General features: G+C 47.5%; 22 protein-coding genes. 15 read left to right on the top strand and 7 right to left on the bottom strand.

Going from position 1 to position 25,394, the window contains the following annotated elements; genetic code table 11:
* The first annotated feature begins 11 nt into the window (after positions 1–11).
* The 6 genes from argJ to argH all read left to right on the top strand — a co-directional run bounded on the left by argJ (position 12) and on the right by argH (position 7,060).
* Positions 12–1,238 carry a bifunctional glutamate N-acetyltransferase/amino-acid acetyltransferase ArgJ gene (gene argJ / locus GC096_RS22100; protein ID WP_171633251.1) on the top strand — a complete coding sequence of 409 codons (1,227 nt, stop codon included), beginning with the start codon at positions 12–14 and terminating at the stop codon, positions 1,236–1,238.
* A gap of 36 nt (positions 1,239–1,274) precedes the next feature.
* Entirely contained in the window at positions 1,275–2,045 is a 771-nt protein-coding gene (gene argB, locus GC096_RS22095) for an acetylglutamate kinase (protein ID WP_171633424.1), read from the top strand.
* A gap of 30 nt (positions 2,046–2,075) precedes the next feature.
* Positions 2,076–3,272, top strand: a complete 1,197-nt coding sequence (argD, locus tag GC096_RS22090; protein ID WP_171633250.1) for an acetylornithine transaminase — start codon at positions 2,076–2,078, stop codon at positions 3,270–3,272.
* Between the two features lie 30 nt (positions 3,273–3,302).
* On the top strand, positions 3,303–4,262 hold the full coding sequence (gene argF, locus GC096_RS22085) for an ornithine carbamoyltransferase (RefSeq protein ID WP_171633248.1): 960 nt from the start codon (positions 3,303–3,305) through the stop codon (positions 4,260–4,262).
* Positions 4,263–4,301: 39 nt separating this feature from the next.
* Entirely contained in the window at positions 4,302–5,540 is a 1,239-nt protein-coding gene (locus GC096_RS22080; protein WP_171633247.1) for an argininosuccinate synthase, read from the top strand.
* A 104-nt stretch (positions 5,541–5,644) separates the two neighbouring features.
* A complete protein-coding gene (argH, locus tag GC096_RS22075; protein ID WP_171633246.1) occupies positions 5,645–7,060 on the top strand; it encodes an argininosuccinate lyase in 1,416 nt (471 codons plus the stop codon).
* An 85-nt stretch (positions 7,061–7,145) separates the two neighbouring features.
* Here argH and GC096_RS22070 read toward each other — a convergent pair whose 3' ends face one another.
* Positions 7,146–8,891 (bottom strand): methyl-accepting chemotaxis protein, encoded by a 1,746-nt coding sequence (locus GC096_RS22070; RefSeq protein ID WP_171633244.1) that lies wholly within the window; start codon positions 8,889–8,891, stop codon positions 7,146–7,148.
* A gap of 215 nt (positions 8,892–9,106) precedes the next feature.
* Between GC096_RS22070 and GC096_RS22065 the strand changes: the two genes are divergently transcribed.
* The 4 genes from GC096_RS22065 to GC096_RS22050 are packed head-to-tail and all read left to right on the top strand — an operon-like array spanning position 9,107 to position 12,840.
* Positions 9,107–10,150 (top strand): HD-GYP domain-containing protein, encoded by a 1,044-nt coding sequence (locus GC096_RS22065; protein WP_246302890.1) that lies wholly within the window; start codon positions 9,107–9,109, stop codon positions 10,148–10,150.
* Between the two features lie 19 nt (positions 10,151–10,169).
* On the top strand, positions 10,170–10,715 hold the full coding sequence (locus tag GC096_RS22060; protein ID WP_171633242.1) for a heme NO-binding domain-containing protein: 546 nt from the start codon (positions 10,170–10,172) through the stop codon (positions 10,713–10,715).
* On the top strand, positions 10,716–12,473 hold the full coding sequence (locus tag GC096_RS22055; protein ID WP_171633241.1) for an ATP-binding response regulator: 1,758 nt from the start codon (positions 10,716–10,718) through the stop codon (positions 12,471–12,473). It abuts the gene before it with no gap.
* The gene (locus GC096_RS22050) at positions 12,466–12,840 is read left to right on the top strand and encodes a response regulator (RefSeq protein WP_171633239.1); all 375 of its coding nucleotides are present in this window, start codon (positions 12,466–12,468) and stop codon (positions 12,838–12,840) included. Before GC096_RS22055 ends, GC096_RS22050 begins: the two co-directional genes overlap by 8 nt.
* 87 nt (positions 12,841–12,927) lie before the next feature.
* Here the strand turns inward: GC096_RS22050 and GC096_RS22045 are convergent, their stop codons facing one another.
* From GC096_RS22045 to GC096_RS22030, 4 genes are all read right to left on the bottom strand, one after another.
* Positions 12,928–13,560 (bottom strand): DUF975 family protein, encoded by a 633-nt coding sequence (locus tag GC096_RS22045; protein ID WP_171633237.1) that lies wholly within the window; start codon positions 13,558–13,560, stop codon positions 12,928–12,930.
* A gap of 225 nt (positions 13,561–13,785) precedes the next feature.
* Positions 13,786–14,676: a DUF4097 family beta strand repeat-containing protein gene (locus GC096_RS22040; RefSeq protein ID WP_171633235.1), complete on the bottom strand. Its 891-nt coding sequence runs from the start codon at positions 14,674–14,676 to the stop codon at positions 13,786–13,788.
* A 3-nt stretch (positions 14,677–14,679) separates the two neighbouring features.
* The gene (locus GC096_RS22035; protein WP_171633234.1) at positions 14,680–15,465 is read right to left on the bottom strand and encodes a DUF1700 domain-containing protein; all 786 of its coding nucleotides are present in this window, start codon (positions 15,463–15,465) and stop codon (positions 14,680–14,682) included.
* Between the two features lie 113 nt (positions 15,466–15,578).
* Positions 15,579–17,012: a VanW family protein gene (locus GC096_RS22030; protein WP_171633232.1), complete on the bottom strand. Its 1,434-nt coding sequence runs from the start codon at positions 17,010–17,012 to the stop codon at positions 15,579–15,581.
* Between the two features lie 217 nt (positions 17,013–17,229).
* Between GC096_RS22030 and ftsE the strand changes: the two genes are divergently transcribed.
* The 5 genes from ftsE (at position 17,230) to GC096_RS22005 (ending at position 23,306) form a co-directional block, all read left to right on the top strand.
* Positions 17,230–17,916: a cell division ATP-binding protein FtsE gene (gene ftsE / locus GC096_RS22025; RefSeq protein ID WP_056611468.1), complete on the top strand. Its 687-nt coding sequence runs from the start codon at positions 17,230–17,232 to the stop codon at positions 17,914–17,916.
* Positions 17,906–18,823: a permease-like cell division protein FtsX gene (gene ftsX / locus GC096_RS22020; protein WP_171633230.1), complete on the top strand. Its 918-nt coding sequence runs from the start codon at positions 17,906–17,908 to the stop codon at positions 18,821–18,823. Before ftsE ends, ftsX begins: the two co-directional genes overlap by 11 nt.
* Positions 18,824–19,002: 179 nt before the next feature.
* Entirely contained in the window at positions 19,003–20,196 is a 1,194-nt protein-coding gene (locus GC096_RS22015) for a murein hydrolase activator EnvC family protein (RefSeq protein ID WP_171633228.1), read from the top strand.
* Positions 20,197–20,438: 242 nt separating this feature from the next.
* Complete coding sequence (locus GC096_RS22010) at positions 20,439–21,902, top strand: S41 family peptidase (protein ID WP_171633226.1); 1,464 nt, start codon at positions 20,439–20,441, stop codon at positions 21,900–21,902.
* A gap of 120 nt (positions 21,903–22,022) precedes the next feature.
* Positions 22,023–23,306, top strand: coding sequence for a PDZ domain-containing protein (locus GC096_RS22005; RefSeq protein WP_171633224.1), 1,284 nt, complete (start codon positions 22,023–22,025; stop codon positions 23,304–23,306).
* Positions 23,307–23,773: 467 nt separating this feature from the next.
* Here GC096_RS22005 and GC096_RS22000 read toward each other — a convergent pair whose 3' ends face one another.
* Together GC096_RS22000 and GC096_RS21995 are read right to left on the bottom strand one after the other, a co-directional pair.
* Positions 23,774–24,595, bottom strand: coding sequence for an OmpA/MotB family protein (locus tag GC096_RS22000; protein WP_171633222.1), 822 nt, complete (start codon positions 24,593–24,595; stop codon positions 23,774–23,776).
* Positions 24,579–25,370: a flagellar motor protein gene (locus GC096_RS21995; protein ID WP_171633220.1), complete on the bottom strand. Its 792-nt coding sequence runs from the start codon at positions 25,368–25,370 to the stop codon at positions 24,579–24,581. The genes GC096_RS22000 and GC096_RS21995 overlap by 17 nt, the downstream gene beginning before the upstream one ends.
* Positions 25,371–25,394 lie beyond the last annotated feature (24 nt).

The raw sequence follows: 25,394 nt of genomic DNA, 5'->3' as shown, positions 1-25,394 counted from the left end.
AGTAGACGACCATGTCGGACCAAGTTAGCTTCACTGTCGTGCCAGAGGGCACTGTAACAACACCGAAAGGCTTTCGTGCAGGCGGCCTGCACTGCGGATTGAAGAAGACGGAGCGCTATGATCTTGGCGCGATCCTCTGTGATGTACCTGCATCAGCGGCAGGCGTGTACACGCTGAACGCGTTCCAAGCGGCACCGCTGCGCGTGACGCAAGAAAGCATCGCCCACAGCGGCAAGCTGCAGGCGATGATCGTGAACAGCGGTAACGCTAACGCGTGTACCGGTCAGCAAGGCGAAGACGACGCTCGCTCCATGCGCGCGGCAAGTGCGAAGGCACTTGGCGTGGCGGAGCACCACGTCGGCGTGACGAGCACGGGCGTGATCGGCGAGCTTCTGCCGATGGGCAAAGTGCTAAGCGGCATCGAGCAGCTGCCGGCGAAGCTGAAGCTAGACGGCGGCGAAGACTTCTGCCAGTCGATCCTGACGACGGATCTCGTGCAGAAGATGACGTGCGTCCGTGTTGTTGTTGGCGGCAAAGAGGTTCACATTGCCGGTGCGGCTAAGGGTTCGGGGATGATTCACCCGAACATGGCGACGATGCTCGGTTTCATGACAACCGACGTCGCGATTGAGAGCGAATACCTGCAGCTGTTGCTAAGCAGGATTACAGATAACACGTTCAACATGATCACCGTTGACGGAGATACAAGCACCAACGACATGGTCGTGGTGATGGCAAGCGGGCTAGCCGGCGGCGACTCCTTACATCCGGGTCACCCGGATTGGGAAGCTTTCGCGGCAGGGTTCCAATACGTTGGCGAATACCTGGCCAAAGCGATTGCACGTGATGGCGAAGGCGCGACGAAGCTGATCGAGACGACGGTTATCGGCGCAGAGAGCGACGATGCGGCTCGTAAGATCGTGAAGTCGATCATCGGATCGAGCCTCGTGAAGTCCGCCGTATATGGCGCTGATGCGAACTGGGGCCGGATCATTGCGGCTGTAGGTTACTCGGGTCAGCCGGTGAACGTGAACACGGTCGATATTCGTTTAGGCGATATCGCAGTTTTGGAGCAATCGCGTCCTGTGAAGTTCGACGAGGAAGCGGCATTGGTTTATTTGAAAACAGATACGATTCAAATTCATGTGAATTTACATATGGGCGAAGGCAAAGCAACGGGCTGGGGCTGCGACTTGACCTATGATTATGTCCGCATTAATGCGGCGTATCGGACGTAAGGAGGAAAAAGAGCAGTGAAGAACAATTGCTTTGTAATGAAATGCGGAGGTAGCACGCTTGCGGCGCTGCCAACTAGTTTTTTTGAAGACATGCGTCAGCTTCAGGAAGAAGGAATCGTTACAGTCATCGTACATGGCGGCGGTCCTGCCATTTCGGATACGTTAGGCAAGCTTGGCATCGAGTCTGGCTTTGTGAACGGTCTCCGGGTAACTTCTGAAGCGGTACTGGACGTAGTGGAAATGGTGCTGTCAGGCCAGATTAACAAAGAAATCGTACGCCGTATTCAATTGACGGGCGCGAAGGCGCTCGGTTTGTCCGGTGTGGATGGACATTTGATCGAAGCGAAGCCGGTAGCCAACAGCCATGAAGTTGGTCTTGTAGGCGATGTGACTAGGGTGAATGCTGAGCTGATTCAAGGCATCGTAGGCATGGGGTATATTCCAGTTATCGCACCAGTTGGTCTGGGGGCAAATGGCGGACAACGTTACAACATTAACGCCGATACGGCGGCTGGTGCTGTCGCTTCTCACCTTGGCGTGGAACAAATGGTTGTTGTGACCGATGTTCCCGGCATTATGAAAGTCGTGGATGGCGAGAAGCAAGTGCTTCCTGTCGTCAGCGTAGCGCAAATTGAAGAGATGATCACAAGTGGCGACATCTATGGCGGCATGATCCCGAAGGTTCGTGCAGCGATTGCTTGTATACAAGGGCAAGTGCAAGAAGTGGTTATCGTGAACGGTTCGGAACCGAACGTACTTAGCAAAGTTTTGAAGGGCGAAGGTATCGGCACGCGCATTGTGCGGTAATTTTAATAACCCCATAAGGAGGGAATGTACATGACAGAACAAGGGAAAAGCTCGTTATTTCCAACGTACGCCAGATATCCGATTACGCTAGTGAAAGGTGAAGGCAGCCGACTGTGGGATGACACAGGGAAGGAATACATCGACATGATGAGCGGGATTGCCGTTGCCGCTCTTGGGCATGCACCGCAAGGCGTGAAGGAGAAATTGATCGAGCAGCTGGATCAGCTTTGGCATGTGGGTAATTTATTTCATATTCCGAATCAGGAAAAATTGGCTGGTTTATTGACGGACAACAGTTGTGTGGATGCTGTGTTTTTCTGTTCCACAGGAGCGGAAGCGAACGAGGCTGCGATCAAAATCGCGCGTCGCTACTCCCAAAAAGTGCTGAACAACGGCAAGTACGAGATCATCACGTTCAACATGTCCTTCCATGGGCGTACGATAGCTACATTAACAGCGACGGGACAGGACAAAGTAAAGGAAGGCTTCCTTCCGCTTCCAGAAGGCTTTGTGTATGCCGATTATAACGATATCGAGTCTGTTCGCAACCTTGTGAACGACCGTACGTGTGCGGTTATGCTTGAGTTCGTACAAGGTGAAGGCGGCGTGTTGCCGGCGGATCCGACATTTGTGAAGCAGCTTGCTGAGCTTTGTAAGGAACATAATCTACTTCTGATCGCGGATGAAATCCAGACGGGGGTAGGACGTACAGGTAAGCTTTTTGCCTATGAGCATTATGGCGTTGAACCGGATATTTTCACATTGGCCAAAGGTCTTGGCGGTGGATTCCCGATTGGTGCGATGCTAGCTAAAGGGCACTTGGCGGAAGCGTTCAGCGCAGGCAGTCACGGTTCCACGTTCGGTGGCACACCGATTGCTACCGCAGCGGCTCATGCAACATTAAGTACGATTATCGACAATCAGTTGTCGGAGCGTGCAGCAGATTTAGGCGCGTATACGGTGAAGACGTTGGAGAGCAAGCTAGCGGGTAATCCGTTGGTCAAAAGCATCCGTGGTATTGGACTTCTCATTGGTATTGAATGTGCACAGCCAAGTGCCGAAATCATCAGCGAAATCCACAAACAAGGCGTGTTGGTCATTCCAGCAGGACCTAACGTGATTCGTTTGGTGCCGGCGTTAACGATACCGCAAGAAGATTTGGATCAAGCGTTAGAAGTCGTGTGCGGTGTCCTCTCCCAGAAGGCATCGACCATTAGCGGCGTCTAACCGAAGTTTACAGTAGAGAGGTTGGATCACATGAATAGCATGGTCAAGGAAGAAATGGCTGCCCAGTTGAAGGGCAAGGATTTTCTTGCATTGGTTGATTATACAGCGGAAGAAATCGAATATTTGATTCACTACGGCATTGAGCTGAAGCGCAAGCAGAAGGCGAGAGAGCCGCATGCCGTACTAGCGGGTAAGACGCTGGGCATGATTTTTGAGAAATCCTCGACGCGTACGCGTGTGTCTTTTGAAGTGGGGATGTACCAATTAGGCGGGCAAGCGCTTTTCCTAAGCAAAAATGATTTGCAGCTGGGCCGCGGAGAGACGGTATGGGATACCGCTCAAACCCTATCCCGTTACTTGGACGGGATCATGATTCGTACCTACGAGCACCGCAAGGTGATCGATTTGGCGCGCGGCGCGACAGTGCCTGTCATTAATGGCTTAACGGATCATGCACACCCTTGCCAAGTTATGGCGGACTATCAGACGGTTTTGGAGAAAAAAGGCCGTTTGAAAGGCATCAAAGTCGCCTATATCGGCGATGGCAACAATATGGTACACTCCCTGATGATGGGAGCTAGTAAGCTTGGGATGGATTTCGCGATTGCTTCGCCAGAGGGCTATGAGGCTGGGAAAGAAGTGATTCGTCAATCCAAGGAAAATGCCGCTGAAACAGGCGGAAGCCTGCTCGTTACGCGCGATCCGCGCGAAGCAATTGAAAATGCCGACATCATCTATACGGATGTATGGGCGAGCATGGGTCAAGAAGATGAGCAAAAAGAGCGCGAAATCGCGTTCAAGAACTTCCAAGTGAATGAAGCTTTGGTGAAATATGCGAAGCAGGATTACCTGTTCATGCACTGCTTGCCTGCACACCGCGGGGAAGAAGTGAGCGAAGGCGTCATCGACGGCGCGCATTCCATTATTTTCGACCAAGCAGAGAATCGTCTTCATGCGCAAAAGGCCATTATGGCCGCGACAATGATATAAATTTCAAATGAGAGTGTAGAAACGGAGCGAAGAGTAGACATGGCTAAGGAAAAAATCGTACTCGCTTATTCAGGCGGGTTGGATACATCAGTTATCCTCAAATGGTTAAAAGAAACGTACGACGCAGAAATCATTGCTTTCACAGCGGATATTGGGCAAAAAGATGAGCTTGACGGTCTGGAAGAAAAAGCACTGGCAACTGGCGCATCCAAAATCTACATCGACGACCTTCGCGCTGAGTTCGCAAAAGATTTCATCAACCCGATGTTCCAGGCGGCTGCTCTTTACGAAGGGCAATACTTGCTCGGCACAAGCATTGCGCGTCCATTGATCGCGAAGCGTATGGTTGAGATCGCTCGCGCTGAAGGCGCAACAGCCATTGCACACGGTGCAACTGGCAAAGGGAATGACCAAGTGCGCTTCGAGCTTACAGCAGCGGCGCTTGCGCCTGAACTGTCCGTGATCGCGCCTTGGCGTTTGGAGCAGTTCCGCGAGGAGTTCCCGGGCCGCGCAGAGATGATCGCTTACGCGGAAAAGCATAACATTCCAGTAACGGCATCTGCAGCGAAACCATATTCGACAGACCGCAACTTGCTGCACATCTCTTTCGAGAGCGGTATGTTGGAAGATCCTTGGTTCGATCCAGCAGCTGATGACAACAAAGGCATGTACGTGCTTAGCGTTGCGCCAGAAGACGCTCCAGATCAAGCCGAGTACATCGAGCTTGAGTTCGCAGCAGGTGATTGCGTAGCGATCAACGGAACGAAGCTTTCCCCACTTGAAGTGATGGAAACGTTGAACGAAATCGGTGGCAAACACGGAATTGGCCGTGTGGACATGGTTGAGAACCGCTTCGTCGGCATGAAGAGCCGCGGCGTTTACGAGACTCCGGGTGGTACGATTCTTTTCACCGCTCACCGCAAAATGGAATCCCTCACGATGGACCGCGACGTTATGCACCTTCGTGATTCCTTAATTTCGAAATATGCATCTCTTGTCTACAATGGCTTCTGGTTCGCACCTGAGCGTTTGGCGATTCAAGCGCTTGTGTCCGAGAGCCAAAAGAACGTATCCGGTACAGTTCGTTTGAAATTGTACAAAGGTAATGTAATCGGCGCTGGCGTGAAAAGCCCAGTATCCCTATACAACCCGGATATCGCAACAATGGAAGCTGATCCAACGAAGGCTTACGATCAAGGCGATGCAACAGGCTTTATTCGCTTGAATGCACTGCGCTTGAAAGTTGGTTCCGGCGTGGAACAAAACGCGAAGAAGTAAAATTTCAATAGCCTCAGCCGTGGGCTTTCCCTTCGTGGAAAGCCTTTGGGCTGTCCATAAGCTTGTCTCATAGGACAAGGTTCATACGAGAGGGGTCATGCAAGGTGTCTAAGCTTTGGGGTGGACGTTTCACGAAACAAACCGACCAATTGGTCGAAGAATATACAGCATCCATTACTTTCGACAAAGAGCTTGCCGAGGAAGATATTGAAGGTAGCTTGGCGCACGTGACAATGCTGGGCAAATGCGGGATTCTCCCTGCTGACGATGTAGAGAAAATCAAAGACGGCTTGCTTCAGGTTCAGGGCATGATTCGCCGCGGCGAGCTAGAGTACACGATTCAAAATGAAGATATTCATATGAATATCGAGAAAACCTTGATCGACCTGATTGGCCCTGTCGGCGGCAAGCTGCACACGGGCCGCAGCCGTAACGATCAAGTGGCGACAGACATGCATCTCTACCTGCGCAAGCGCGTGGTTGAGTTCGTTGGCTTGCTGATCAAGCTACAGGAGGCTTTGCTTGAGAAAGCGAAGGCTAATCTCGATACGATTATCCCGGGTTACACGCATCTGCAGCGTGCGCAGCCGATCCTGTTCGCGCACCATCTGATGGCCTACGTCAGCATGTTCCAGCGTGACCTTGAGCGCTTGCAGGACAGCTACAAGCGCGTAGACATGCTGCCGCTCGGCGCTGGCGCGCTCGCGGGCACGACCTTCCCGATCGACCGTCATTTCGTGGCGGAGCAGCTCGGGTTCGGACGCGTGTACGAGAACTCCCTGGACGCGGTCAGCGACCGCGATTTCATTCTGGAGTTCCTCTCCAACGCGTCCATGATCATGATGCACCTTTCTCGCTTCAGCGAGGAAATGGTGCTCTGGTCTTCGACCGAGTTCGCGTTCATCGAACTCGATGATGCGTTCTGCACCGGCAGCTCGATCATGCCGCAGAAGAAGAACCCGGACGTAGCAGAGCTTGTCCGTGGTAAGACAGGTCGCGTCTATGGCAATTTGTTCGGTCTGATGACCGTACTGAAGTCGCTGCCGCTGGCGTACAACAAGGACATGCAGGAAGACAAAGAAGGCATGTTTGATACGGTTCGTACCCTGCAAGGCGCGCTGCAATTGTTTGCGCCGATGGTGTCGACGATGAAGGTGAACACGGAGCGCATGCGCCAAGCCGTGAACCAAGACTTCTCGAACGCAACGGATATCGCAGATTACCTGGTGAACAAGGGTCTTCCTTTCCGCCAAGCGCATGAAGTGATTGGCAAGACTGTTCTTTACTGCATTCAAAACAAAAAATACTTGCTCGATATGAGCATCGAGGAGTTCAAAACCTTCTCCGAGCTATTCGAGTCCGATATTTATGCGGTTCTTCAACCGGAGCAAGTCGTGAATGCACGTAACGTGTTCGGCGGAACAGCGAGTAATCAAGTGAGCGAGGCGATTGGTCGCGCAGAGCAAGTGCTGGCGGAATCGCAGGCATGGTTGCAAGACTTTTTAGAGAAAAGCAAATAGGGCTATTTTCAAATAGGCACGTAAAAAAGCTCTTCCCGTCAATGATGGGAAGAGCTTTTTACTTTCTATTTTTCACGTTACCGACCTATACCTTAAATTGTTGAATAACATTCTGCAGCTGGGCTGACATGTCATTTAAGTTTTTAACGGAGGCGGAGATGCCATCGATGCTGGATAGCTGTGTTTCGGTCAAAGCAGATATGGTTTGTGCGGTACCTGCTGACTGGTTGGCGGAATTCTCCATTTCGGATAAGGATGACATGATCTGTTGAGAGGTAGCTGACATACGATCGGCTTCTGAGGATGCTTGCTGTACCTGCCCTAACACCTGTTTAACAGCGCTGTGAATACGTTCAAAAGCGAACCCTGTTTCCTTAAGGGTCCCTACACTAGACGAGATTTCTTCGTCACCTTTATGCATGGTTTCAACGGCTCCGAGGATGTCACCTTGGATACCTACGATCAGCTCTGTGACCTGCTCTGAAGACGTTTTGGAGCGCTCGGCAAGTTTCTTAACTTCCCCAGCGACTACGGCAAACCCTTTGCCATGTTCCCCAGCGCGTGCGGCTTCAATTGAAGCATTCAAGGCCAAGAGGTTCGTTTGTGACGAGATGTCGGAGATGATCGAAACGATTTCGCCAATCTGCTGGGAGCGATCACGCAGTAAGTCGATGATGCTAGAGAGGTTGTCCATGGTGGAGCTAACGACCTGCATCTGGGTATTCGTTTGCTGGATATAGGCATTTCCTTTTTCCGCTTCCAGAACCGTGTTTTCTGATAAATCGAAGGCAATAGATGAGCTGGACGCGACCTGCTGAATGCTGTCGGACAATTCTTTCATAGCGGAGGAGCTTTCCATGACACTTAGTGCATGTGTGTTTGTACTCGCTGCGACACTATGCATCACAGAGGAAATGTGGTTCGCTGCTTGTGCCATTTGATCTAGAGAATGTGAGACTTGCTTAGATTCCTCATTAAGAGCACTTGAACTCGAGCCCGCTTGGGAAACAAGCTGCTTGATATAGGCTTTCATTTGATTGAAAGAACCGGCCAGCTTGCCGATTTCATCACGATTCATCACGTTCAAATCCGCTATCGATAGATTGCCTGTCGCAATCTGACTGGCTTGACGTTCAACTCGGACGAGAGGCTTAGAGATATGTCTAGCGAAGAGGATGAGGACGATCAGGCCGACCAGTAAACAACTGATAAGAGTGATTATAATCGTATTCAACATGTCTGTTTGTCCAGCGTTATAATCTTGTAAATAGGATCCGGCTGCCACAACCCATCCCCACAGAGGATCCTTCTCTGCGTAGGTAATTTTCATAGCTTCCTTCGTGGAACCACCAGGCAGTGGCCACATATAGGTTGTGAATCCACCGTTATTTTCTGCTTTTTGAATCATTTCTTGGATGAAAAGTTGACCATCATTCGATTTCTTATCCCAAATATTTTGGCCTTCCAATGAGGGATGTGCAAGCTCGGTTCCCTTGTTATCAAGGACGAAGAAATACCCGTTTTTACCTAAATCAATCTTTGGATTGATCGGCCTTTTCCCATCGGTTTTGGGACCGAGCATCCATATTTTCACTTTTTCTTGCGCTTCTTCCTTCGTAATACTCCCCGATTTAACGGAATCATCGAAGGATTTAATCAGTTGGATGGACATTTGCACAGCATTCCGTAAGTCTTTCTCGATCAGGGAATTCGTAACATTGGAAGATACATAGTAGCTGATACTGCCAAGGATGAGAATGGGGATAAGTAGTAAAAGCAGAGATGTTGTCACAATCTTCATCTGAATGTTCATCTGAAAACTTTTTGACATATGGTTAATTTACCTACTTTCTGTATTATTTTGTATATATTCTTGATAATTATTGTATTCCCTCTATTTCGACAAATTTTTTACAATTCGATTAAATGAAAACCATGTTAATTTTTATTCTAAATTTCGACATTACAAAGTCACATAGCATGATATATATGGTAAAATATGCATGAGAATTAGATCAGCAAGCAAGGATGGAATGAGGTGCATAGATGGATAAAATTTGGATGCAAGGCGCTCGTTTTCTGATTATCGATGATCAGGCCTACAATATCAGCCTGTTAGAGCGAATACTGAGCCGTGCAGGTTTTTCCAATTTACACTGTACAACGGATCCCAGACAGCTAGAAGTCTTATATGAAGAGATTAAACCTGATATTATTTTATTGGATTTACATATGCCTGATGTGGATGGATTCGCAGCTTTGAAGCTGCTACGAGAACGGGTGGAGGAAGGTCATTTTCTGCCGATCTTAGTGCTGACTGCAGATGTGACGCAGGAGGCCAAGAAGGAAGCGCTGCACCTGGGCGCTCATGATTTCCTTACGAAGCCTTTAGATAAAACAGAAGTTGTCTTACGGATCAAGAACTTGTTGAAAACACGATTTTATCATTTGCAGCTGCAAGACCAGAATCAGTTATTAGAGCTGCGCGTACAAGAACGAACCGTTAAACTAGAGCAAGCGAAGCTGGAAATCCTGCAATTACTAGGAAGAACTTCGGAATTCCGTGATGATCAGACGGGGCAGCATACGCAGCGTGTGGGTCAAATGGCGAAGGAGATTGCTTCCTCGCTTGGTTTATCGGATCACGAAGCATCGCTGATTGAACGAGCTACACCTTTGCATGATCTCGGGAAGCTAGGCATACCGGATGATATTTTATTGAAACCAGGAAGATTCAGTCCAGAAGAATTCGAGCAGATGAAGACGCATACGACGATTGGTGCAAGTATTCTCGAGGGGAGTCAATTCCCGGATTTGCAGTTAGCCCATACGATTGCCTTAACGCATCATGAGAAATGGGACGGTACCGGGTATCCGAACGGTTTAAGTGGAGAGGAGATTCCACTTGCAGGGCGCATTGTGGCACTTGCCGACTTTTATGATGCCTTGACGCACGAACGCCCCTATAAACGGGCTTGGTCCGCCGAGGAAGCTTTGACGGAAATTCAGAAGCAGCGTGGCTATCATTTTGATCCCCAAGTGGTGGATGCCTTCATGCACATCGTACGTAAAGAGAGTTATTCTATATAGAAAATGGGAGCGTGTTACGATGAAAGGCATGGTTTTTACTTCTTTTCTGGAAATGGTTGAAAATAAATTCTCTTTAAGCATCGTCGATCAAATTATTGAAGGCTCGGATTTACCTTCGGGCGGCAGCTATACCTCTGTGGGCACTTATCATCATAATGAAATGATTCAACTTATCGTGCAGTTAAGCCAGCGGACAAGCATCCCCGTTACCGATTTGATTATCACGTTCGGTGAATATTTGTTTACCCAGCTTACTGAGCTGCACCCGCAATTTCTTGAAGAAAACAGTACGGTATTTAGTTTTTTGCAAAAGGTGGACAGCTATATTCACGTTGAAGTTCGTAAGCTCTATCCAGGCGCCGAGCTGCCTGCGTTCGAATATGACACATCCGTAGAAGGGACGCTGATCATGATTTATCGCTCCTCGCGACCGTTTGCGGATTTGGCTGAAGGGCTGATTAACGGGTGCATTCAGCATTATGGTGAGGCGATTAACGTGGTTCGCGAGAACTTGGAGGAAGGAACCGCGGCACGGTTTATTTTGTCGAAAGCGGAAGTGAGATAAATGGAGGATATATCCGAAATTGATGTTCTTCGAAGGCAGCTAGAGCGGGAGAAGAAAGCGCGGAAGGCAGCCGAACAGATCGCCGAGGAGAAGACTCGGGAAATTTATTATGTGAATCAAGAGCTGATGCAGTTAAATGATCAACTGGAGGAATTGGTGAAGGAGCGTACGGCGGAGCTTTCCAAAGCGCGTGACGAGGCGATCGAAGCCAATCAGATCAAAAGTCAGTTCCTCGCGAATATGAGCCATGAGCTGCGAACACCGCTGAATGCGATCATTGGCTATAGCGAGATGCTCAAAGAAGATGCCGAAGATATGAATGAACCCGCATTTGCAGACGACTTGGGCAAAATTCATAACGCCGGCAAGCATCTGCTGACACTCATTAATGATATTCTGGATCTCTCCAAGATCGAATCAGGCAAGATGGATATGTATCTAGAAGTTTGTGATATCCCGACCTTGATTCGCAATGTGCTGACGACAGTCAATCCGCTTATAGAGGCAGGCGGCAACCGTTTGGAGGTCGTTTTCCCTGAAGGGGAAATACGAACAGATATTACGAAACTGATGCAGGTTCTCTTCAATTTGTTGAGCAATGCAGGTAAGTTTACGAAGGATGGCACCATCTGGCTGACGGCTGGTTACGAGATGGTCAATCGGCAATCGGGCATTAGCTTCAGTATTCAGGATACCGGGATCGGGATGACGGCGGAGCAGATGACGCATCTATTCCAAGCGTTTAAACAGGCTGATTCCTCGACAACGAGGAAATACGGAGGTACGGGGCTTGGACTTGCAATCTCTCAGAAGCTGTGCCAAATGATGGGCGGCCATATCACCGTTGATAGTGTGCACGGTCAAGGTACAACGTTTACCGCTTGGTTGCCTTTGCAGGAGAATCAGGCGGGTGGAAGCCCTGATGAATTGATGGAGAACAGTCCGCTCGACATTCAAAACAATCGCACGGTGTTAGTCATTGACGATGATCCAGCTGTACTGCAACAGATGCAGAGGTTTCTCGGCAAAGAAGGCTGTACGGTTGCTTTGGCCCAAAATGGTGAAGAAGGCATTCGACTCGCTAGAGAGCTGCGTCCTACCTTGATATCCCTAGATGTACTTATGCCGGGCATGGATGGTTGGGCCGTGCTGACGACGCTTAAGAACGATCCGGAATTATCCGGTATCCCCGTTATCATGATGTCGATGACCGATGACAAGAATACGGGCTATGCGCTTGGCGCGGCAGAGTTTCTGACCAAGCCGGTGTACATCGATAAATTAATCGCTGTGTTGGATAAGCATATCCCTGAGCGTCAAACCAACGCGGTACTTGTCATCGAGGATGACGTGACAACAAGCCACATGATGACACAAATGTTGGAAAGGGAAGGCTTCAAAGTCTCGAAGGCGAAGGATGGTCGCGCGGCATTGAACATGATGTCTCAAGCGCTTCCGCAATTGATTTTGCTCGATTTAATGATGCCGGGCATGGATGGTTTCGAGTTTGTTACGGAGCTGCGCAAACGTGAGGGTTGGCAATGGATACCGATTGTCGTTGTTACTGCGAAAGATATTAATTCCGAAGACCGGATGCGGCTGAACGGGTATGTGAAAAACATTGTCCAAAAAGGAAGTTTTAAGCGTGAAACGCTGCTGCAGGAAATCCGCAGCCTTATGGCAAGTGCAATGAATGAGCATAGCAACGGAGATCAGGCCTGTATTCGACGTAAAGAGGAAGCGGACGACCATGTTTAAAATTTTATTGGTGGAAGATAACGAAATGAATCGTGACATGCTGTCCCGCCGTTTAATCCGCAAAGGCTTTGAAGTCATTATGGCGACAGACGGACAGCAAGGCGTCGATGCAGCGCGGACCGAAGCGCCAGCTCTTATACTTATGGATATGAGTCTTCCTGTCATGGATGGCTGGCAAGCGACACGACTGCTCAAAGCATCGCCGGAGACGCAAGGAATTCCCATTATCGCGCTAACCGCCCATGCCATGGCATCGGATCGGGAGATGGCTTTCGAGGCTGGCTGCGATGACTTCGATACGAAGCCGGTTGATTGGAATCGGCTATTGGAGAAGATTCAGAACTTTTTGAAAGAGGTCACCGCTTGAGAAGTCCATTTATCGTAAAAAAGCTCTTCCCGTCATCCATCGGATGCTTGGGAGGAGCTTTATTGTTTAAGTTTATGGTATGACTTATTAGGTGAGCTTAACTATTCTGTCCGCGTTCAGGATATCGTAGAATACGGATCTTGCGGTATTATAATAAGCGCTAACCCATAATCCTCCAATAAATAATGTGAATGGAACTAATAGTACCCATCCTATAAAACTAAGAGCTAAACAAAAGTATTTCCACTTGTACCCTTTCATCATCTCCGAACTAACTCGAATGGCTTTCGATGAAGATAATTCTGGATTGTCTAACTTAATGTATATTGCTTGTGAATATCGTAAAGAAGCAATAATACCTGGGATGATAAATAGAAGAGTCCAAGCCAATATTTTGAGTCCCATTAAAAAAGTTAACTTGAAAAATGGCCAGAATTTTTTAAATGCAAATGAAAATGAGTCAGCATACCCAATCTTCTGTTGTCTAGCTATGTGAAGGAAGTAAGTTGATACGGTTGTGGATATAACAACGGAAAGAAGGATGGAACCCAAACTAAACAAGATAGATAATACGTAATGCTCACCGTTTTCAGTTAAACTACTGCCAATCGCAAATGGGAGTGTGATTAGAATGGTAATTAGATACAGCCCAACTGCTGCAAGCCAATTCCCTTTTAATGCTTTTCTTGCTTCTTCTCGAATTTCTCTACTATTTTTCATGTTGACCCTCTTCTCTCTTTGTATATACAGTTTTATTAACATTTGGATAAATATAGAGGAAAACTGTATATTTTTGTATATTCGGGGGCGTGTGACTTAATTCCTTCTTCTTCGACAAAATAATATAAATGTAAGCAATTGCTTTGTTAACGAAAAGAGGCTGTCTCAAAAGGTCGAATGGACCTAAGAGACAGCCTCGGGAAAAACGATGTGTATCTGAAACAGTTATCTACCCTTAACCTCTACATAACCTGTATCTGTCCGCACCGTAACTTTTTTACTGCCATTGCCGATAGTGCCTTTGGCTTCATTGCGGCTGGTTCGCTGTTGAACGTTCACACCTGGTACATCCAGCGCAGCGCTGCCTGTATCTGTGCGTAGATCGAAGCTCGCATCTGTAGGTGTGGAATCTAGCTGTATGCGTACTGAGCCTGTGTCTGATTCAGCGGTAACTGCATCACCAAGCTCACGAAGCTTCGCAGTAATGGAACCGGTATCGGTTTTGAGTTTCACATTGCCCTGCCCATCATTGAGATGAATACTGCCTGTGTCTGTTTGCAGATTCAATGTTTTTCCTTCATAACGGTCAACCGTAATAGTTCCCGTATCTGCACTAGCCGTTAGCTTCTCAGCTTTCACTTCCTTGAAGTTGATGCTACCTGTATCTGTCCTGACAGTGATGGCTTTGTAAAGTTTGTCGGGCAAACTGACTTCTGTTCGTAAACGAAGGCTTTGACCACTGAATAAGCTTTTGAATTCGGTGATGTCAAATCCGAAATCAATGTGTTGCTTTCTATTCGTACAGACGTCGACTCGCCACGTATTTGAACCCTCTGTCACGGCTTCGATTGTGCAGTTCTGATCATTCTCGGATCGAGCAGCACCGACTAAACGAACGCTGATTTCATCTGAATTGCTAGGAACGAAAGTAATGCCTGAGATATCATTTTCAATAATTAATGTATCGATATTGGCTGCGGCTATTTTCTTCTCGACATCTATGTTTGAGACACCTGCATCGAAATCCAAGGATTGGAAAGAGACGGCTGCTCCAATCAAGCCTATTGCCAGGCAGATAAAGCCGGTCACTAAGAAAAATTTCACTTTACGTTGCATGGCTTAAACCCCCTTAATCAATTTGGCGTTGAATTGGATGTACTTCCAGCTAAGCTTGAAAAACTGTTTGAGCAGCCAAGTGCTAAGCGTTGTGATGATGATGCCTAGGCCAAAGCAGGCAAGTAGTGAAAAGGAAATGAATTGGAAGTCACTCCCCGATGTTCCCGCTAAGCTAGTAAGCACGCCAACAACAGGTGCGATCAGAAGAGCGAATCCGGCAGCGAATAACCCAATCAAAGCTGAACATATCCCGACCCACGGACCTAGAACGAATACGAGATTAAAGAAACCAAGCATAATCGAAATAATGATCGCCTTAATCCCACTTTCCGGCTTTGCTGTCGGATAGGGAGGAGGGTAAGGTGTATTATACACAGGTGGGTAATTCGGCTGAGGCGGCTGTGTGTAGGCAGGCGGCATCCAGGACTCTGGGGCTTGTACGGGAATTTTCGGTCCGGCAGCTGAATCGGGCTGTTTGACATACGGGATAGCTGTCTCTCCAAGCTCCTCATTCGAATAAGGCAGCTCCTCAGCTTGTATCGCTTCAACATCAAACTCATCTATGGGACGCTTGGTAACTTCCTCTTTCACGGGTGGTGTCTCTTTCTGCGCATCCCAGTTCGGTACCCGCGGATAGCCGAGAGACTGTGATACCTCATCTTCATGCTTGCCGTTTTCAACGGCTTTTTGAAATAATTCTTCATATACTTTCAATATATTTTGGCGCTCCTTCTCAGGAAGTCCGCGCAGGCGATAGTTTAATTCTTTGAAATAATCCACTTTGCTCATCGTTATGCCTCCTTCAATACTCTTTCCATAGTCTTATCATAAAAGAAAAAAGTCATAATGACGTAGTAACTACAGTCACATGACCTTCATGATTTCATCACATTTATTGGTTATCATTGTACAGCGAGCGTACTTACGCCATCTTCCACCATAGGTTGCTTTGGAGTTGGGTCCTCCGTTTGGAGACCTTTACGGTTGGCCGCGATGACGGTAGGCACAGGTGAATACTGATCCTTCGAGATTAATTCTTTGCTCACGATTGTGCCGTTTTCTCGTTTGGTTCGATAGGTCTCAACCTTGTAACCGACTTTTCCCGCGCTGATGGGGCGTTCTAACCCTGGGCTCAAGCTTGGGTTGTTCACATATTTGACCGGAGGCGGAATCGTTTCTACGATCTTGGACGCAATGTCATAGGTGATCGTTGGTGTTTGATGCCCAAAAAGTTTCACAGTCACCGCTGAATCCGTCGTTATGGTACGAATCCAGATATAGCTATTGGTATTGTTACGAAATTTGAAATTAATATAGCCGCTTGCGAATGTGGCATCTTGCCCGAGAGGGACGTAACTGACCGGGAGAGAGTGATTACGTCGTTCTACGATTTCAAGACCGCTGCGTAAAACGGCATTATAGAGTGTTGTGGATACTTGGCATATGCCGCCGCCGATTCCTGGGACGAGACTTCCATTGAGAATAACAGGGGCTTCCTTGTACCCGAATTTGGCTTCCGTCTGTGCAATAATTTTACTGTAATCAAAGGTGTCGCCCGGTGCCATCAAGTAATCCTGTATGGATGTAGCGGTTGCTCGTATATTGTGAACCCGCCCTTCGCCTGATTGGGGGAACGAGGTCGTGAATTCAGAAATTTTGCCATCGATACCTTGCCGCTTCAAGGATGCCATTGTAATAGTAGGGCTCAGCTCATAAATGGGTAACGAGAGCCCGAGTGGTGCGGTGTGCGTTAGCGTACCCAAGCTGGGTGCGATGCTTTGTAGCTGCTCCTGTAAGTGCGCAGTATCGATGCGCAGCACGTTTCGCTCCGGTTCGTAATCAACCTGGTCTTGCGATTTGAGGATGCGTTTGGCAGCAATAGGCTGTTTCGTGTATAGCTCTTTCCAATTGTCCTTTACAGTGGCCGTAAGTTGAGTGGGATCCAGCGAGACATTTAAAGGGATATTCGCATTTCGCAAGGTCCAGCGGGCTTTGGCGCGTTCGAAGGGAGATCCGCTAGTTAAATGTTGGAGAGATTGTGTGAGGAGGTTCTTGTCATAACGAATGCCGAGTTGTCCAAGTGACAATTCTTTGGCAGGAACTTCTGGATAGGATGTATGCAAAAGGACCGGGAAAGCGGCTAGTCGCTTCAGGCGCTGTTCGGATTCAGACTGAAATGTCGCATAAGGCATTCCGCCCACACGCCAGCCAGCAATCGTGACATTCTTAGGGAACGTAGATTGAGATCCATATATGTAGAGTGCGGTGCCGCACGTGACGAATAAACCAAGAGCGAGCGAGAAATAGAGGATGGGGTTTCTGAATGAGCGTGTCATGAAGAGCCACTCCTTTACATACGAATGTGATACGGCCTGTCTCTTTATATGTATCAATCTCGATGCCAATTTAGTACATAATCCTGATTCGGCTAAAATATGTGCAATGCATGGTATAATGACGGTATTCCCCATGAATTTCAAAGAGGTTTTAGAAGGATTTTCACCTTTTGTGTCGAATGGATATAGGCTATCTATATAATTAGGATGTGATATTGTGATCGAAATGCAGGACGTATGGAAAACATACGCCAACGGGACTCATGCATTAAGAGGTATTAATGTAAAAGTGGACCGCAATGAGTTTGTCTATGTGGTTGGACCTTCAGGCGCAGGTAAATCTACTTTCATGAAGTTGATGTATAGAGAAGAAAGACCAACGAAAGGTCAAATTTTCGTTAATGGATTTAATTTAGAGAAACTTAAACAACGCAAAATTCCTTATGTACGACGAAATATCGGCGTGATTTTCCAAGATTATCGCTTACTTCCGAAATTATCGATTTTTGAAAATATAGCTTTCGCCATGGAAGTTATTGAGGCTCCTAAGAAGCAAATCAAGAAACGCACCATGGAAGTTCTTGAGCTCGTTAAGCTAAAGGACAAGGCAAACTCCCTCCCATCGCAGTTATCCGGGGGCGAACAGCAACGTGTTGCTATTGCCCGGGCAATAATAAACAGCCCTTCCGTCATTATCGCCGATGAACCGACAGGAAATTTGGACCCCGAAACGTCATGGGGCATTATGAAGTTGATGGAGGAAATTAATTTCCGCGGTACCACCATTGTCATGGCTACGCATAACAAAGAAATCGTGAATACGATGCGTAAGCGCGTGATTGCAATCGAGAATGGCCTTATTGCTCGCGATCAAATCCGGGGGGAATATGGCTATGAAGATTAGTACAGCTTCTCGACATCTACGAGAAGGTACGAAAAATGTCGTGCGAAATGGTTGGATGACGTTCGCGTCGATTAGCTCCATCGCAATTTCCCTATTTATTCTTGGTATTTTTGTACTTATCACCTTAAATGTGAATGATGTAGCTACGCAAATTGAGCAACAGGTTGAGATCAACGTGTACCTGGAGGTAAACACCGCTCAGGATCAAATCACAGCGCTCGAAACGCAAATCAAGGCGATCCCTGAAGTGAAAACGATTAAATTCGTTTCGAAGGAAGAGGGACTTGTCTACTTACGCGAAAAGCTTGGCGATAGCGGGAAGGCTCTCTTAGATGGTTTCGAGGGGGACAATAATCCGCTGAACGATGCGTTCACGATCGAAGTGGATGATCCTCGGAATGTCGCGGTTGTAGCTGACCAGATCTCAGCGCTTAACGTTGGCAAAGATCCTAAGCCTATTTACAAAGTGAACTACGGTAAAGGAACTGTGGAAGCGTTGTTTAAAGTGACGAAGATTGCACGTTGGATTGGCATTGGTATCGTTATTTTGCTTTCCTTTACAGCGGTATTCCTGATTGCAAATACGATCAAAGTTACGATTTTGGCAAGAAAACGAGAGATTTCGATTATGAAGCTCGTGGGTGCGACGAATTCGTTTATTCGTTGGCCGTTTTTCATTGAAGGTGCGTTACTCGGACTTATTGGTTCGGCTGTCCCAACTGCCATTATTCTTGCTGGCTACTGGAAATTGCTGAATTTGAGCTCCTTGAATTTGAATTTATTGATGATTAAATTAACACCATTTGAAGATATTGCACCAACGTTGACTGTATTGTTGATCGGTTTAGGGATCGTGATTGGGGTATGGGGTTCCCTCATTTCCGTTCGCAAGTTCCTACGCGTTTAAGGAAACCTTGAATGAAAACTGGGGCAGAGTGTTCCTCTTGCCTCCTTTTCATCTATTCCTCGTTTTTTCATTTTCAAAGATTCATAGATTTCTATAAGTATAGATTCCTAGACTCAGAACGTAAGAGATTCAAACCATACATGCAGCATTAATCGCTTGAAAATGGGGAGGCTACGTGCTTGAAGAAGAAGATTCTACCTGTCGTATTAACATTAGGTATGGCGATATCGCTGACTATACCTCATGCAGCTAGCTATGCCGCTTCGGCAACGGACAAGATCGACCAGCAGTTGACGCAGCTTAAAAAGCAGAAGGCGGAAGCGCAGCAGAAGGCCAATAGCGCCCAAAGTCAAATCACGAAAGTTCAATCCGAGAAGGATCAGACAACGAAGGATATGAATGCCCTTGTCAGCCAGGTGAATGAGGCAAGCAAAAAGCTGACGCAGCTTAATGAACAAATTGATCAAGTGTCGAACGCCCTGGAAGCGAGCGCTAAGCAGTTGGATGAAGCCGAGGCTCGTGTAGAGAGCCGTGATAATATGTTGAAATCCCGCGTTCGCTTGATGTATATGAACGGTTTCGTTTCCTATATGGACGTGGTGTTGAGTGCAACGAGCTTCTCTGACTTTTTGAATCGAGTCGAAGCCTTGAAATCTATCGTCAATCAAGACAAAGAAATACTAGAGTCGAATATGAAAGACAAAGAAACGGTTATGCTGAAGAAGGCAGATACCGAGAAGCAGCTTGAGAACGTGAAGGGGCTTTATGCGGAAGCAGATGCCTTGCGTGACGATCTGCAAGCGAAGGAAAAAGCGAAAGAAGTGAAGATCGCTTCCCTTTCCAAGCAGGAGAGAGAGCTCGAGGATATTTCGGAAGAAAGCGACCGAATGATCACGCAGCTGGCGAAGCAAGAGGCGGATTTGCAAGCGAAGAAGCGGGCAGCAGAGAATGCGAAATCACCGTTTACTTATTCGGGCGGTAAGCTTGGATATCCTTTGACTGTACAAGCGCCAATGACCTCCGATTTCATAGCGCGGATTAATCCCGTTACAGGGCGAGCTGAGAATCATAAAGGGATTGACTTGGGTACAGCGAAAGGCACACCAATTCTTGCTGCGGAGAATGGCTCTGTTATTTATGCTTCGTGGATGAACGGTTACGGGAATTGTGTCATCGTGGATCACGGGAATGGTCTGTGGACGTTATATGGTCATATTATGAACGATGGGATTTATGTGAAAGTAGGCGATGTCGTGAAGCGCGGCCAGAAAATTGCTGGCGTGGGCTCCACAGGACAGTCGACGGGTAATCACTTGCATTTTGAAGTTAGGAAAAATGAAGTGCCTACCGATCCTAAACCGTTCCTTCGATAGGACAAACTGGTTACCACATAAGAGAGCTTAAGTTTTCGCTTACCGGAAACAGCTTTCTTATTGGCGATAAAACCATATATAGGGATCTTTGGTCAGAGACCAAAGTCTCTCCTCTTTAAACGCGGTCGTTCTTCCAAGAATACCCTCGATAAGAGGTTTTTTCATAAAAGGGGTATGGCTTGTCATATACTACAATCAGGCCAACTCAAATTCGGTTTTAGGAAAAAGGCGGTGAATCGGTTTTGCAATTCAAAGGTCGCACGGTCATTGTATTTGTTCTGTTAGCTATGTTTGCAAGCAGTATCGTCACATTAACGATTGTAGATCCCTCCTTTACTTGGGGACAGAAGGAGCAATCAACAGGAGGTTCAGCTACCTCTGTATCCGCTTCGTCTGGTCTTTCGAGTAAGGATTTAAGCAAGATCGCAACAACGTTTCAGCTAATTGAAAGCAAATATTTGAAACAACCTGATCATGATCAATTGGTTAACGGAGCTATTAATGGGATGTTGGAATCATTAGAGGATCCTTTTTCCGTTTATATGGATCAGAAGGAAGCCAAACAATTCGATGAGAGCATTACGTCCTCTTTCCAAGGCATCGGGGCTGAGGTATCGCTAGAGGAGGGTAAATTCGTCATTGTATCACCGATTAAAGGTTCACCTGCCGAGAAAGCAGGCATTCAATCCAAAGATGTTGTCCTTTCTGTGAATGGCGATAAATTGGACGGGCTTACCTTGAATCAAGCCGTCATGAAAATCCGCGGACCGAAGGGCACGCAAGCTAAGCTGGATTTACTCCGTCAAGGAACAGGGGATCCGGTTCAAGTCATCGTGGTTCGAGACAATATTGACGTTGAAACAGTCTACGGTGAAATGATGCAGGATCAGATTGGCAAGATCGAGATTCGTCAGTTCTCCTCGAACACAGCCGTTCGTTTTGCTGAAGAGTTGAAAAACTTAGAGGCTAAAGGGATGAAGGGACTCGTCATCGATGTTCGTAATGATCCAGGCGGTCTATTGAATGTCGTTGTCGATATTGTAAATCCATTCGTGAAGAGTGGCGCTTCCATTCTCCAAGTGGAGAATCGGGACGGCAAACGTGAGCCAACACCTTCTACAGGTAAAGGTAAGAACTATCCAGTTACCGTGTTGATTAATAAAGGAAGTGCCAGCGCATCGGAGATTCTTGCAGGCGCATTCCAAGAAGCAGTAGGCAGTAAGATTGTTGGTGAAACGTCCTACGGTAAAGGCACCGTTCAAGTGACGTTCGAGAAGGAAATGGGCGATGGCAGCAACATTAAGATGACCGTCTACAAATGGCTAACGCCAAATGGCAACTGGATTCACAAAAAAGGCATTACGCCGGATATCCCGATCGAGCAACCAGCCTATTTCAAAGCAGCACCGCTTTCGAAGAAAGAGGTGTTGAAACTAGACAACAACAGCGATGATGTGAAGAATTTGCAGTTGATGCTTGCTGGTATTGGTTTCAATCCGGAGCGAACAGATGGCTATTTCAACGATAAAACGGCTCTCGCGGTTAAAGCGTTCCAACGGACCAACGATTTGCCGGTGACCGGCGAAGTTGATACGGAAACAGCGGCCAAAATCGAAAAAGCGATTTTAGCGCAAATTCGTGATCCGAAGAATGACTCGCAATTGAAAGCAGCTGTCTTTCAAATTCAGAAGCAGCTTGGGAAATAATAACCGTTAGTTAATGGAAATTGTGCGAAGCGGGCAGGAAATAAGCTTTCACAGTCGAAATAGAGTAGGAAGGTTGCTTAGGCAGCCTTCCTATTTCTTTTTCAAGGAGCCTAGATTCGTATGGATGTGTGGTTTCAATTATTGGACAGAATGCTGCTGGCTGTGGGGCAGTTGTTTACGAATCCTTTCTACTATATAGGTATTGTTTTTATCGTGTTACATTACAGGAAGCAAATCCAATTAGAACGCAAGTTGTTTCACACGCGGCTTCATTCCTTGTTGAATGAAACGTGGCGCGTGGTGCTATGGGGCTGGTTAGGCGGGCTAGGAGCCTCCGTTCTGCTCCTTTTCGTCGGAGTAAACATCCAACTGAATGTCGTGATTGTGCTCTGGATTATCACCGTCGTACTGATGATATTCCGCATACGATTCCTATGCTTAGCTTATGCAGTAGGGATTCTAGGAATTGCCCAAGTGATCTTCTCTTGGTTTCCTAATGCAGAGAGTTTACGTGAGTCTTACACGTTTCTCGAGACCATTGCAAGCGCAGATATCCCATCGCTGCTTGTCATAGTAGGCGTGCTTCATCTCTTGGAGGGCGTGCTCGTTGGTTTCCAAGGTGCGCGAATGGCGACTCCTCTGTTCCTCGAAGGGAAGCGCGGGCAAATGATTGGCGCACAGCAGTTGCAGGGCTTTTGGCCAGTCCCTCTGTTTCTCCTAGTGCCGATGGCTGGAGGCAGTGAACTGGGCTTGCCGTGGCCAACGTTGTTCGACCCTAACTTAGGCGCAGGCTGGACGATGCTCGCATTCCCGGCCATGATCGGCTTCACGGAGTTGACGATTTCGAAGCTGCCGAAGAGACAGGCACGCTTCAGCGCTAAGCTGCTCTATGTGTACGGGCTCGTTCTGCTAGGCACAGCCGTTGCTGCCCACTACTGGACGCCAATGGTGCTGATTGTCGCAATTCTTAGCATAGCCCTTCATGAAGGGCTGCTGCTCTACAACCGGTGGGTAGAAGCGAAGCAGACGCCCTTCTACATCCACTCGGAGCGCGGGCTTATGGTGCTATCCGTTGTTCCGAACAGTCCTGCTCAGGGGTTAGGAATCAGCGTTGGGGAGATCATCCACAAAGTTAATGGATACAAAATTAAGACGAAAACGGATCTACATGCGGCCATGAGCCTCAATTCAGCTTTCTGCAGACTGGAAGTGCTGAATGATCAAGGGGAGGTTCGCTTCCTGAAGCGGGGGATTTTTGCCGGTGAGCATCATCAACTGGGCATTCTACTGGCACCGGATCAGGATGTGCTGTACTTCTTGGAGCAGCGTCCGATGCACTTGTTTAGCTATCTGCGAAGCAAATTAACGGGCTTATTGCCGAATGACTCGACAAAGTCAATGTGAGAAGAGTTGTCCTCATGCGTAGTGGTAACTACGGGTGAGGATGGCTCTTTTTTATATTCAATGTTCGTCGTGCTACGACTACGCATCAGCGGTTGTTAGGTGAATAGCTGGATTTTATGTAGTTAAATCGGCTTGTTTTGGCGCAGTTCGGACAATAGATGGATTTCCTACAGTTAAATTTCCCTATTTAGCTCAGATGGAATGGAAAGGGGAGAATTAACTACGTGTTATCCAGTTATTTTGATTTTGGAGGGAGAAATGGCCGAAATAGCTGGAGTTTTTACAGTTACTAATAGCGGCACAGCTACTGAGACGTGAACATGCCAAAGCGTGAAGGCAAAGCACGAACAAGATAATGCATGAAACACGAACAACCACAATAACAACCACCCCAACCCCAACCCACCACAACAACAAAGCCCTACCTCCACAAACGTGGAAATAGGGCTTCTATGCGTCCAGACGAATTAATGGACTGGGGTCGTTGGTGCAATATCGTTCCGCAAGACAATGATCTCCACGCGGCGATTTTTGCTGCGATTTGCATCGCTGGAATTGGCCACTTGGGGCATCGTATCCGCATAGGCGGTGGCGATGAATTTGTGATCATCCAAATTAGCCGTATCGCTGAAATAGCGAAGAACAGAAAGAGAACGGGCAAACGATAGTCCCCAGTTATCCTTATAGGGAGAGCCTGGTGCAAGGGGTAAATCGTCCGTATGTCCTTCGATGCTAACTTTACTCTTCAAAGTTGGAAAGAGCGAAGCCAGCTTTTGCAGAATCGGGAACGACGGCGCCTTCAGATCAGCTTTTCCCAAATCGAATAAGAATAAGTCATTGAGCGTGATCGCCACACCGCGTTCCGTATCACTGGCGGACACTTGTGCCTCTAAATTTTGATCCTTAATATAGGCTTGTACTTGTTTCAAAAGATCTTGAAGCTCTTTCTCGCGCTTTTCTTTCTCGCTGTCTTCCGTCTTCGTCTTGTCATGCTCTTCTTTCTGATCATCCTGATTCTGATGCGTTAAATCCTTATCTTTGCTGTCTGCGTCCCCTTGCTTAGGGGTCATTGAGCCGCTGATACCATGGTTTTTATCTAAGATAGAGTCAGCTTTTTGGAATTGTAGGTTTAAGGCTTGCGCCAAAACGGCATACTTTTGAACATCCACTTTACTCATCGCATACATAATAATGAAAAATACGAGCAGCAGCGTAATTAAGTCGGCGTAAGTAATGAGCCATCTTTCATGATTAACATGCTCTTCTTGCTTCTTACTGCGCCTCGCCATTCACATCAACCTCCTCTACGGCTTTTTTCGATTTATCATGGAGGAAGGAGTTCAGTTTTTTCTTAATCAATTGCGGGTTTTCCCCAGCTTGCAAGGCAAGGATGCCTTCTAACATGAGTTCCATTTCATTGACCATTTCTTTACCACGGACTTTGATTTTGTTAGCGATGGGCAAATAAACTAAGTTGGCGCTCATAACACCATAGAGAGTAGCTGTGAATGCAACGGCAATCGCTGGGCCAAGGGAAGAGGGATCATCTAGATTTCCGAGAACGTGGATAAGTCCCATAACCGTACCGATAATCCCCATCGTTGGTGCATATCCGCCTCCGGCTTCGAATACCTTCGACATATTATTAACTTGATGTTCGATGGCGTCCATTTCCAGTTCCAGAATTTGCCTTGTGAGTTCGGGATCGGTTCCGTCTACGACCATGAGCAATCCGTCCTTCAGGAACGGGTTCTCGTGCTCTTGAGCGCGTTGCTCTAAGGCAAGTACGCCTTCGCGACGAGCGACAGAGGCCATATCGACAATTTCGTTAATGGTTGCTGCGGGATCTCGTTTGACTTGCATAAAGGCAATGCCGAGTGCTTTAGGAATTTTGGCTAAAATAGAGCCAGGGAAACTAACGGCGACTGCACCGAAGGTTCCGCCGAAAACGATGAGCATCGCACTGGGGATGATCAATGAATTGATATGACCGCCATCCCACATGTACCCGCCGATTAAACCTGCAAGTCCTAATAGTAATCCTAATACTGTTGTCAAATCCATGACTGTACCACTCCTAATTATCAT

The organism is Paenibacillus plantarum (genome assembly GCF_013141695.1).
Lineage (GTDB): Bacteria > Bacillota > Bacilli > Paenibacillales > NBRC-103111 > Paenibacillus_E > Paenibacillus_E plantarum.
This window is presented reverse-complemented; position numbering and strand designations above follow the sequence as displayed.